Raw genomic sequence first — 12,119 nt, 5'->3', positions numbered from 1 at the left:
TAGGAAGGTGGCGCGCGTGACGGGACCCGTCGCTTCGGCGAGTGGGTGTCGGCCTGGAGGCGCGGGGCGGGCTGGCACCGTGCCTCCCGTCCGGTAGACGCTGCGTCGCGAAAGCGACAGAGTGCTGCGGATGGTTCCACGCAATCTGTCGCGTTGGCGGCAGGAAGGTGGTGCGGTTGACGGGATCTGTCGCTTCGGCGAGTGGGTGTCGGTCTGGAGGCGCGGGGCGGGCTGGCACCGCGCCTCCCGTCCGGTGGGGCGCGAGCGGGTGTATCAGGCGGCCGGCTGCTCGGCCTTCGGGGTGCCGATCTCGAGGACGCCGTCGGTCATCGTGAGCCGCTGCGGCTTCATGACCCACGCGACGACCGCAGCCGCCGCGAGCAGTGCGCACGACAGCGCGAACGGCAGTTGCCAGCCAGAGGCGTCGATGAGCACGCCGAACACGATCGGCGAGATGACGCCGGCGATGCCGAAGCCGGTGTTCATGAAGCCGGACGCCGTGCCGGACCACTGGGGCGCGACGTCCATCGGGATCGCCCAGAGGTTCGCGTTGCAGAGCTCGAGGAAGAAGAACGAGAGGGCGAGGGAGATCGTCGCCACGACGAGGCCCTGCCCGATGACGAGCGGGAGCAGGCAGACGAGCGAGCCGCCCAGCCCGATGACGAGCACGATCCGTCGGGCGTTCCGGCTGTTGCCCCCTCGGTGGATGATGCGGTCGCTCAGCATGCCGCCGACCGTGTCCCCGACGACGCCGGCGAGCAGCACCAGGGTGGTGAAGAGCGCGAACTGGCTGATCGGCAGGCCGTACGTGCTGCTCAGGAAGGTCGGGATCCAGGTGAGGAACACCCAGAGCACCCAGCCGTAGCCGAAGTCGACGAAGGTGACCGGCAGGATCTGGCGGGCGAGCGTGCGCCACGGGACCGGCGGTCGGGTCGCGCGGGTCTCGACGGGCGGGAGCTCGTCGAGTTCGACCTGCTTGATGCCCGCGGTGTCCTCGGGCTTGTCGCGGAACCAGACGAACCAGACGATGGCCCACGCGATCGACAGCACGGCGGTCGCGAAGAACGCCCAGCGCCAGCTGCCGGTGGCGCCGATCACCCACGCGACCAGGAGCGGTGCGAGGGCGTTCCCGAGCCGGGCGGCCGAGTGCACGACGCCCTGCGCGAAGCCGTTCCGGTCGCGGGGGATCCACCGGCTCATCGCCTGGGTCGCTGCGGGGAACGCCGCGGCCTCACTGAGACCGAGGAGTGCGCGGGCGGCGAAGAGGGTCCAGAACCCGACCGAGAACCCCGTCCACAGCGTGGCCACGCCCCAGACGACGGTGATGACGAAGAGGGCCTTCCGCGGGCCGAACTTCTCGGCGATGGTCCCCCCGAAGACCTGCAGCAGCGCGTACGGCAGGGCGAAGGCGGAGACGATGAGCCCCGCCGTCGTCTCGTTGAAGCCGAAGTCCTCGGTGATGTGGGGGAGCGCGGTGGAGATGTTCGTGCGGTCGATGTACGAGATCGCGTACATGCAGCACAGCAGGATGAGCACCCGTCCGCGGATGCGTCCGCGGATCGGGGTGCCCTTCGTCGGTGCGGCGGGGGTCGCCGTCGTCATGGGGCCTCTTCGGGGAGTGAGAAGGTGTCGGGTTGCTGAACGGATCGGAGGCTATGCCCGGTCGTTATCAGCCGTCTTGGAGGCTGCTTGGGACGGACGATACGCCGAGGGCGAGCAGACGGCTCCGGTGTCAGGGGTCCCGACTACCGTTGGAGCCATGTCAGTGTCAATCGAGCCCACGCGCGCGGTCCGCCCGTTCGAGGTCATCAGCGAGTACTCGCCGAGCGGCGACCAGCCCGCGGCGATCGCCGAACTCGCGGGACGGATCAACGCCGGTGAGACCGACGTGGTGCTGCTCGGTGCGACCGGTACCGGCAAGTCCGCGACCACCGCCTGGCTCATCGAGCAGGTGCAGCGGCCGACGCTCGTCCTCGCGCACAACAAGACGCTCGCGGCCCAGCTCGCGAACGAGTTCCGCAGCCTGCTGCCGGAGAACGCGGTCGAGTACTTCGTCTCCTACTACGACTACTACCAGCCCGAGGCGTACGTCCCGCAGACGGACACCTTCATCGAGAAGGACTCCTCGGTCAACGCCGAGGTCGAGCGGCTCCGGCACTCGACGACGAACTCCCTGCTCAGCCGACGCGACGTCGTGGTGGTCTCGACCGTGTCCTGCATCTACGGCCTCGGCACGCCGGAGCAGTACATGAACGCCTCGGTCGCGCTGCACGTCGGCCAGACGATCTCGCGCGACCAGCTCGTCCGCAAGTTCGTCGCGATGCAGTACCAGCGCAACGACGTCGACTTCGCCCGCGGCACGTTCCGGGTCCGCGGCGACACGCTCGAGATCATCCCGATGTACGAAGAGCAGGCGATCCGCATCGAGATGTTCGGTGACGAGGTCGAAGCGCTGTCGTACCTGCACCCGCTCACCGGCAACGTGATCGAGGACATGCCCGCAGTGTCGATCTTCCCGGCGTCGCACTACGTCGCCGACACCGAGGTGATGCACCGGGCCATCGGCACCATCAAGGAAGAGCTCGCAGAGCGCCTCGCCGAACTCGAGGGGCAGGGCAAGCTGCTCGAAGCCCAGCGGCTGCGGATGCGCACCACGTTCGACATCGAGATGATGGAGCAGATCGGCTTCTGCTCCGGCATCGAGAACTACTCGCGGCACATGGACGGCCGTGGCGCGGGCGAGCCGCCGCACTGCCTGCTCGACTTCTTCCCCGACGACCTCCTCATCGTGATCGACGAGTCGCACGTCACGGTGCCGCAGATCGGTGCGATGTACGAGGGCGACGCGTCGCGGAAGCGCACGCTCGTCGAACACGGCTTCCGCCTGCCGAGCGCGCTCGACAACCGCCCGCTGACGTGGGAGGAGTTCCTCGAGCGCTCCGGGCAGAAGGTGTACTTGTCGGCGACGCCGGGGCGGTACGAGCTCGGCGTGACCGACAGCGTCGTGGAGCAGATCATCCGCCCGACGGGCCTGATCGACCCCGAGATCGTCGTGAAGCCGAGCGACGGCCAGATCGACGACCTGCTCGAGGAGATCAAGCAGCGCGTCGACAAGGACGAACGCGTGCTCGTCACCACGCTGACGAAGCGGATGGCGGAGGAACTCACCGACTTCCTCGGCAACGCCGGCGTCCGGGTCCGGTACCTGCACTCCGACGTCGACACCCTGAAGCGCGTGGAGCTCCTGACCGAGCTCCGCCAGGGCGTCTACGACGTGCTCGTCGGCATCAACCTGCTGCGCGAGGGCCTCGACCTGCCCGAGGTCTCCCTGGTCGCCATCCTCGACGCCGACAAGGAGGGCTTCCTGCGGTCGTCGACGTCGCTCATCCAGACGATCGGTCGTGCTGCCCGCAACGTGTCGGGGCAGGTGCTCATGTACGCCGACAAGATGACCGACTCGATGAAGCAGGCGATCGAGGAGACCGACCGCCGTCGCGAGAAGCAGGTCGCCTACAACACCGAGCACGGCATCGACCCGCAGCCGCTCCGCAAGAAGATCGCCGACATCACCGAGGTGCTGCAGCGCGAGAACGACGACACGAAGGCGCTGCTCGAGGGACGTCCCGGCGCCGACGGTCGCCGCTCGCCCACGCCGAACCTGAAGCGCGGCGGCATCGCGGGCGAGGGCGCGACCCAGCTCGAGGCGACCATCGGCGACCTCAACGGACAGATGCTGCAGGCCGCGGCCGAGCTGAAGTTCGAGCTGGCCGCCCGCCTTCGCGACGAGGTGCAGGACCTCAAGAAGGCACTGCGGCAGATGGAGTCCGCCGGCCATGTCAGCTGACCGTCGGACCGTCGTCGTCACGGGGGCGAGCGCCGGCCTCGGGTACTTCGCGGCCGAACAGCTCGCGGACGCCGGGCACCGCGTGGTGCTCGCGACGCGCAGCGCGACCCGTGCCGCGGCAGCCGAGCGGAGCATCCGTCGCCACGTGCCGGACGCCGACCTCGGGCACGTGCACCTCGACCTGGCCGACCTGGACAGCGTCCGGGCCGGTGCCGACGAACTCGCGCGGCTGGAACCGGACGGTGTGGACGCGATCGTCAACAACGCCGGCGTGGTCGGGTCCACCTCGATGCAGACCACGCCGCAGGGCACGGAGCTGCAGATCGGCACGAACCACCTGGGGCACTTCGCGTGGACCGCGCTGACACTCCCGCTGCTCGAGGCTCGGTCGGGGCGAGTGGTGCACCTCGGATCGATCGCCCACCGGTGGGCGCGGCTCGACAGCGCCGACCCGCTCGGGGCCGGTCGCTACTCGAGCTACCGGCAGTACGGCCGCAGCAAGCTCGCGGTGATGCTCTTCGGCTTCGAGCTCGCCGAACGGCTGGCGGACGCCGGGTCGACCGTCGCCAGCGTCGTCGCGCACCCGGGGTTCTCGCTCGACGTCCTCGCCCCCGAGCGACCGGACATCGCGGCCTCGCGGTCGGAGCCGGCGTGGACCCGCCCGGCGCAGCGGCTGTACGCCCAGGGCAAGGACGCTGGTGCGGAGCCCCTCGTCCACGCCGCGGTGGGCGCTGGTGTCCGCTCCGGGCAGTACTGGGGACCCGACGGCTGGATGCAGCTTCGGGGACCCGCGGCGGTCGTCCGTGCCGAACCGAAGGCCCACGACCGCACCGAGGCAGCCCGGCTCTGGGCCGCGAGTGAGCGGGCCTCCGGGGTCGCGTTCGCTCTCGACGCACTCGTCTGACCGTTCATCGCGGCCGAATGTCGGTGCCGCTTCGTAGAATCGACGACGATGACCATCACCTCTGACCGCGGTACCTCGACCTCGGGCCGGAACGCCTTCGGCGAGCCCGTTGACCTCCACCTCCCCGGCGGGACGGCACCCCACAGCACCTCGACGCTCAGCGTGCGGGGTGCTCGCGTGCACAACCTGCGTGACGTCGACCTCGAGATCCCGCGGGACTCACTCGTCGTGTTCACCGGCCTGTCCGGATCCGGCAAGTCCTCGCTCGCGTTCGACACGATCTTCGCCGAGGGGCAACGTCGCTACGTGGAGTCGCTCTCCGCGTACGCGCGCCAGTTCCTCGGGCAGGTCGACCGTCCCGACGTCGACTTCATCGAGGGACTGTCGCCAGCGGTGTCGATCGACCAGAAGTCGACGAACCGCAACCCGCGCTCCACCGTCGGCACCATCACCGAGGTCTACGACTACATGCGTCTGCTCTGGGCGCGCATCGGCATCCCGCACTGCCCCGTCTGCGGCGAGGTGATCAGCAAGCAGAGCGTGCAGCAGATCGCCGACCAGCTCATGGAGTTCGAGTCCGGCACGCGTTTCCAGGTCCTCGCGCCCGTCATCTCCAAGAAGAAGGGCGAGTTCGTCGACCTCTTCCAGGAGCTCGCGGCGTCCGGCTACGCCCGCGCGATCGTCGACGGGGAGCGCATCCAGCTCAGCGACCCGCCGAAGCTCAAGAAGCAGGTCAAGCACGACATCTCGGTGATCGTCGACCGGCTGGTGTCCAACGAGGACATCCTCGGACGCCTCACCGACTCGCTCGAGACGGCGTTGCGCCTGACCGACGGCACGGTGGCGATCGACCTCGTCGACGCCGAGGGTCCCGGTGCGGTCCGGACCTACTCCGAGAACCTGTCGTGCCCGAACAACCACCCGCTGGCACTCACCGAGATCGAGCCGCGGACCTTCTCGTTCAACGCACCGTTCGGCGCCTGCCCGGAGTGCTCCGGCCTCGGGACCCGTATGTCCGTCGACCCGGACCTCGTCCTCGGCGACCCCGAAGCGTCGCTGCGTGACGGCGTGCTGCTGCCCTGGACCGGCACGAGCGGGCTCTACTCGTACTTCGAGAAGCTCCTCGCCGGTCTCGGCAAGGAGCTCGGCTTCGACCTGGACACCCCGTGGAGCAAGCTCGACGCGTCGGTGCAGGCAGCGATCCTCACCGGCAAGGACTTCCAGGTGTCGGTGTCCTGGCGGAACCGCTTCGGCCGCGAGATGCGGTACACGAGCGGCTTCGAGGGCGTCATGCCCTACATCGAGCGCAAGTTCGCCGAGGCCGAGTCGGACTCGCAGCGGCAGCGGTTCCAGGGCTACCTGCGCGAGGTCCCCTGCCCGGTCTGCGAGGGCACGCGCCTCAAGCCCGAGGTCCTCGCGGTCTCGGTCGACGGTCGGAGCATCGCGGACGTCACCGAGATGTCCCTCGACAACGCGTACGCGTTCATGGACAGCCTGACGCTGACGGAGCGCGAAGCGCACATCGCGGCGGCGGTCCTCCGCGAGATCCGGGCACGCCTCGAGTTCCTGCTCGAGGTCGGCCTGAACTACCTCACGCTCGCACGCGGCGCCGGCGGCCTGTCCGGTGGCGAGGCCCAGCGCATCCGTCTGGCGACGCAGATCGGTTCCGGCCTGACCGGCGTCCTGTACGTCCTCGACGAGCCGAGCATCGGCCTGCACCAGCGCGACAACCGGCGGCTCATCGACACCCTGGTGAAGCTCAAGGACCTCGGGAACACCCTGATCGTCGTCGAGCACGACGAGGACACCATCCGCACCGCGGACTGGGTCGTCGACATCGGTCCCGGCGCGGGCGTCAACGGCGGCAACGTCGTGCACTCGGGGTCCTACGAGGGGATCATCGAGAACCGCGAGTCGATCACGGGGGACTACCTCGCCGGCCGACGCGCGATCGAGGTCCCGGCGGAGCGCCGCAAGGTCAACCTGAAGCGCACGATCAGTGTGCAGGGAGCGCGGGCGAACAACCTCAAGTCGATCGACGCGGACTTCCCGCTCGGCGTCTTCACCGCGGTCACCGGGGTGAGCGGTTCGGGCAAGTCCACGCTGGTCAACGACATCCTGTACAAGGTGCTCGCCAACCAGCTCAACGGGGCCCGGCACATCGCCGGCAAGCACACCCGCGTGAAGGGCCTCGACCAGCTCGACAAGGTCGTGCACGTCGACCAGGCGCCGATCGGTCGGACCCCTCGGTCGAACCCGGCGACGTACACGGGCGTGTTCGACCGGATCCGTCAGCTGTTCGCCGAGACGCCCGAGGCGAAGGCGCGCGGGTACCAGCCCGGCCGCTTCAGCTTCAACGTCAAGGGCGGTCGCTGCGAGAACTGCTCGGGTGACGGCACGATCAAGATCGAGATGAACTTCCTGCCCGACGTCTACGTCGCGTGCGAGGTCTGCGGCGGAGCGCGCTACAACCGCGAGACGCTGCAGGTGCACTACAAGGGCAAGGACATCTCCGAGGTCCTCGACATGCCGATCAGCGAGGCCGCCGAGTTCTTCGAACCGATCTCCGCGATCCACCGCTACATGGCGACCCTGGTCGACGTGGGCCTCGGGTACGTCCGGCTCGGGCAGAGCGCGACGACCCTCTCCGGTGGCGAGGCACAGCGCGTGAAGCTCGCGACCGAGCTGCAGCGGCGCTCGAACGGCCGGACCGTCTACGTGCTCGACGAGCCGACGACGGGCCTGCACTTCGAGGACGTCCGGAAGCTGCTGCTGGTGCTGCAGAGCCTGGTCGACAAGGGCAACACCGTGATCACGATCGAGCACAACCTCGACGTCATCAAGTCGGCGGACTGGCTCATCGACATGGGCCCGGAGGGCGGTTCCGGTGGCGGGACGGTCCTGGCGACCGGCACCCCGGAGCACGTCGCGAACGTGCCCGAGAGCCACACCGGTGTGTTCCTCAAGGAGATCTTCGACGCGCAGGACGCCCGCGTGGGCAAGCAGCAGGCGGTCGGTGCCCGGACGGCATCGCAGAAGGCGCAGAAGCCCAGCAAGCAGAAGGCGGGTGCTCGGTAGGTGGCGGACACCGTCCCGTGGCGCCCGAAGGCCGGTGAGATCCCGACCGACCCGGGCGTCTACCGTTGGCGCGACGAGGCCGGCCGGGTGCTCTACGTCGGCAAGGCGAAGAACCTCCGCGCGCGGCTGAGCAACTACTTCGCGCCGCTGCCGACGCTGCACGAGCGGACGCGGCGGATGGTCCTCACGGCGCGCAGCGTCGAGTGGACAACCGTCGGCTCCGAGATCGAGGCGCTGCAGCTCGAGTACACGTGGATCAAGGAGTTCGATCCGCCGTTCAACGTCAAGTTCCGTGACGACAAGTCGTACCCGTACATGGCGATCACCCTGGGCGAGGAGTCCCCGCGGGTGATGGTGACGCGGAACCGGAAGATCAAGGGCGCGAAGTACTTCGGGCCGTACCCGAAGATCTGGGCCGTGCACGACACCATCGACCTGATGATCAAGGTCTTCCCGATCCGTACCTGCTCGGACTCGTCGTACAAGAAGGCCATGCAGACCGGCAAGCCGTGCTTCCCGGGTCAGATCGGCAAGTGCGGCGGTCCGTGCTCGCAGAAGGTCACGATCGCCGAGCACCGGGCCATGGTCGAGGAGTTCGTCCGCTTCATGGGCAGCTACGACCGTCGGGTGATCACCACGCTGCGGCAGCGGATGGGCGCCGCAGCCGACGCCATGGACTACGAGCAGGCCGCGAAGTACCGCGACCAGGTCGGCGCGCTCGAGGCGGTGCTCGAGAAGTCCGCCGTGGTGCTCCGTGACTCGGTGGACCTCGACCTGTTCGGCATCTCCGAGGACGAACTCGCCGCCGCCGTGCAGCTGTTCTCCGTCCGGGGCGGGCGCATCCGCGGTGTCCGCGGGTGGGTGGTCGACAAGGAGCTCGACATCTCGACGGGTGACCTCATCGAACAGATCGTGCAGGGGCAGTACGCCGTCGAGGAACCCCCGCGCGAGGTCGTCGTGCCCGAGCTGCCGGAGGACGCCGACGCCCTGCAGCAGTGGCTCAGCGAACGGCGTGGCGGACGCGGCACGAAGCTCAGCACGGCCCAGCGCGGTGACCGGGCGGGCCTCGCGCGGACCGCGGCGCAGAACGCGGCGCAGGCGCTCATGCTCTACAAGACGAAGCGCTCGGCCGACTACACGACCCGTTCTGCCGCCCTCGCGGACATCCAGGACGCCCTCGGCATGACCGAGGCACCGCTCCGCATGGAGTGCTACGACATCTCGCACCTGCAGGGCACGAACGTCGTCGCCTCGATGGTGGTGTTCGAGGACGGTCTGCCGCGCAAGGACCAGTACCGGCGGTACTCGATCGCCGAGACGACCGACGACACCGACAGCATGTACCAGGTGCTCAGCCGGCGCCTGGCACGCCTGGACGAGGACGCCGAACTGCCCGACGTGCCGGACGTCACGAGCGACGAGGTGGTCGAGGGTTCGAAGCCGACCAAGCGGTTCGCGTACCGACCGCAGTTGCTCATCGTGGACGGCGGGCAGCCGCAGGTGCAGGCCGCGAAGCGCGCGATGGACGACGCCGGCGTGCACGACATCGCCCTGGTCGGGATCGCGAAGCGACTCGAGGAGCTCTGGCTGCCCGACGACGACTTCCCGGTGATCCTGCCGCGCAACTCCGAGGCGCTGTTCGTCATCCAGCGCATCCGCGACGAAGCGCACCGCTTCGCCATCACCCACCAGCGGACGCGTCGGAAGCGCGACGTCCGGTCGCGGCTGTCCGAGATCCCCGGACTCGGTCCGACGCGGGTGAATGCCCTGCTGAAGCACTTCGGGTCGGTCGCGCGGTTGCGCGAGGCCACTGCCGAGGAGATCAGCGAGGTCAACGGCGTCGGGCCGGCGACCGCCGCAGCGGTCGTCACCAAGCTGGCGCAGACCCCGACGAGCGCACCCGCGACGAGCGCGCCGGAGCCGGGCAGCGCACCGGAGCCGGGCAGCGCACCGGACCCGGGCAGCGCACCGGACCCGGGCAGCACGCCAGAGCCGGACGGCCAGCCGCTCCCCGGAGGCCCGGTGCGGGTCCCCGAGGTGACCCACGACGGACCGCACCTCCCGTCGTGACGCAGCCCCGCGCCTCCCGTCCGGGCGATAGCCTGGTCTGCAGCCGAGACCTCCCCGAGCCGGAACGACACACGCGCCGCGCCCGGGCCGCCACGACGGAGCCCACTCCCAGATGACCGACAGCGCCCAGGCAGCGACACGATCGCCGCAGCAGCACGACATCCTCATCGTCACCGGCATGTCCGGCGCCGGTCGGTCCACCGTCGGCAAGGCCCTCGAGGACCTCGGGTGGTACGTGGTCGACAACCTGCCGACCCAGATGCTCGCTCCGCTGACCGAGCTCGCCGACCGCGCGGGCGAGAAGATCCCGAAGATCGCCACCGTCGTCGACGTGCGCGGCGGGCGCTTCTTCACGGACCCGGAGCAGGCCGTCGAGCAGGTGCGGAAGTCCGCTTCAGCGAGGGTCCGCGTGCTCTTCCTCGAGGCGACCGACGCCGTCCTGGTCCGACGCTTCGAGCAGGTCCGTCGACCGCACCCGCTGCAGGGCGAGGACACCCTGCTCGACGGCATCGCCCGCGAGCGTGGTCGGCTGGCCGCGCTCCGCGAGGCCGCCGACGTCGTGATCGACACCTCCGACCTGAACATCCACCAGCTCGCGAACGCGGTCACCGAGCAGTTCGCCGACGACCACTTCGTGGGTGTTCAGGTGACGCTGATGAGCTTCGGCTTCAAGTACGGACTGCCCGCCGACGCCGACATGGTGGCCGACGTCCGGTTCCTGCCGAACCCCTACTGGGTCCCGGAACTCCGGGCGCACACGGGCCTCGACGCCCCGGTCTCCGACTACGTCCTGGCCCAGCCCGGAGCCCGCTCCTTCGTCGATCGCTACGCCGATGTCCTCGAGCCGGTGTTCGAGGGGTACCAGCGCGAGAACAAAAGACACGCTACGATCGCCATCGGCTGTACCGGCGGGAAGCACCGCTCGGTCGCCATCGTCGCCGAGTTGGCGAACATCCTCCGCGGGATGCCCGACGTCGCCGTGCGTGTGAAGAACCGAGATCTCGGCCGGGAGTGACCGTCCCTCCGGCCGCTCCACACGACGTGCGCCGGGGCACGCGGACCCCACCAGAAGAAACGTTAGGAATGATGCTGTGCCGTTGACTGCCGAGGTCAAGGACGAACTGGCCCGGGTCGTCGTGAACCGCAACACGGTCCGCGCCGCCGAACTCGCGACCATCCTGCGGTTCGCGGGCGGCCTGCACGTCATCTCGGGCCGGATCGCGGTCGAGGTCGAACTCGACACCCGGATCATCGTGCACCGTGTGCGCAAGGACCTCGCCGAGCTGTACGGCGTGCGGAGCGAGGCGTCGGTGGGGTCGTCCGCGTCCGCCCGTCGTGGCACCCGGTACCTCGTGCGCGTGCTCGAGGCGGGGGAGACCCTCGCCCGGCAGACGGGCCTCATGGACGCCCGCCGCCGTCCGGTCCGTGGCCTGCCGAACCGCCTGACCACCGGCAACCGCGAAGACCTCGCCGCGATCTGGCGCGGTGCGTTCCTCGCCGCCGGCACGCTCACCGACCCGGGCCGGGCCGCCGCGCTCGAGGTCACCTGCCCGGGCAACGAGGCAGCGATGGCGCTCGTGGGTGCCGCGTCGCGCCTCGGCATCGCCGCCAAGGGCCGTGAGGTCCGCGGGGTGCACCGCGTCGTGATCCGCGACGGCGAGGCCATCGGTCAGATGCTCACCGTGATGGGTGCCGCGCGCACCACCGCCGAGTGGGAGGAGATGCGCCAGCGCCGCGAGGTCCGCGCCACCGCCAACCGCCTGGTCAACTTCGACGACGCGAACCTCCGCCGCTCGGCGCAGGCCGCCGTCGCCGCGTGCGCCCGCGTCGAGCGTGCGCTCGAGATCCTCGCCGACGAGGTCCCGGACCACCTCAAGTACGCCGGCTCCCTGCGTCTGCAGCACCGCGACGCGTCGCTCGACGAGCTCGGCCAGCACGCCGATCCGCCGATGACGAAGGACGCCATCGCCGGTCGCATCCGCCGACTGCTCGCGATGGCCGACAAGAAGGCGTCGGACCTCGGCATCCCGGGGACCGAGGCCAGCGTTCCCGAGGAGCTCGAGGGGGCCTGATCGGTCGCGTTCCGACCACCGGACGGGAGGCGGGGGGGGCCCGGGGCCCCCCCCCCCCCCCCGGGGGGGGGGGGGGGCGAGTACAGTTAGCCCCCGGACGCCGCCCAGGGGGCCTGGGGGGGGGCGGGGGCGGAGGGGGGAAACGGGGGGC

At 69.8% G+C, this 12,119-nt stretch carries 7 protein-coding genes; 6 read left to right on the top strand and 1 reads right to left on the bottom strand.

The annotated features are described in order from the left end of the window. Window positions 1–273 precede the first annotated feature (273 nt). Window positions 274–1,602, bottom strand: coding sequence for an MFS transporter (locus ABIC61_RS01585; protein WP_354028561.1), 1,329 nt, complete (start codon window positions 1,600–1,602; stop codon window positions 274–276). 169 nt (window positions 1,603–1,771) lie between these two features. Between ABIC61_RS01585 and uvrB the strand changes: the two genes are divergently transcribed. From uvrB to whiA, 6 genes are all read left to right on the top strand, one after another. Beyond that, on the top strand, window positions 1,772–3,844 hold the full coding sequence (uvrB, locus tag ABIC61_RS01580) for an excinuclease ABC subunit UvrB (protein WP_144750774.1): 2,073 nt from the start codon (window positions 1,772–1,774) through the stop codon (window positions 3,842–3,844). Beyond that, complete coding sequence (locus ABIC61_RS01575) at window positions 3,834–4,748, top strand: SDR family NAD(P)-dependent oxidoreductase (RefSeq protein WP_354028560.1); 915 nt, start codon at window positions 3,834–3,836, stop codon at window positions 4,746–4,748. The genes uvrB and ABIC61_RS01575 overlap by 11 nt, the downstream gene beginning before the upstream one ends. Window positions 4,749–4,796: 48 nt before the next feature. Further along, entirely contained in the window at window positions 4,797–7,826 is a 3,030-nt protein-coding gene (gene uvrA / locus ABIC61_RS01570; protein ID WP_354028559.1) for an excinuclease ABC subunit UvrA, read from the top strand. Beyond that, window positions 7,827–9,896, top strand: a complete 2,070-nt coding sequence (gene uvrC, locus ABIC61_RS01565; RefSeq protein ID WP_354028558.1) for an excinuclease ABC subunit UvrC — start codon at window positions 7,827–7,829, stop codon at window positions 9,894–9,896. 112 nt (window positions 9,897–10,008) lie between these two features. Then, a complete protein-coding gene (gene rapZ / locus ABIC61_RS01560) occupies window positions 10,009–10,911 on the top strand; it encodes an RNase adapter RapZ (protein ID WP_144749710.1) in 903 nt (300 codons plus the stop codon). Window positions 10,912–10,987: 76 nt separating this feature from the next. Beyond that, window positions 10,988–11,968: a DNA-binding protein WhiA gene (gene whiA, locus ABIC61_RS01555; RefSeq protein WP_354028557.1), complete on the top strand. Its 981-nt coding sequence runs from the start codon at window positions 10,988–10,990 to the stop codon at window positions 11,966–11,968. Window positions 11,969–12,119: the final 151 nt, after the last annotated feature.

Source organism: Curtobacterium sp. 1544 (genome assembly GCF_040544915.1).
Lineage (GTDB): Bacteria > Actinomycetota > Actinomycetes > Actinomycetales > Microbacteriaceae > Curtobacterium > Curtobacterium pusillum_C.
This window is presented reverse-complemented; position numbering and strand designations above follow the sequence as displayed.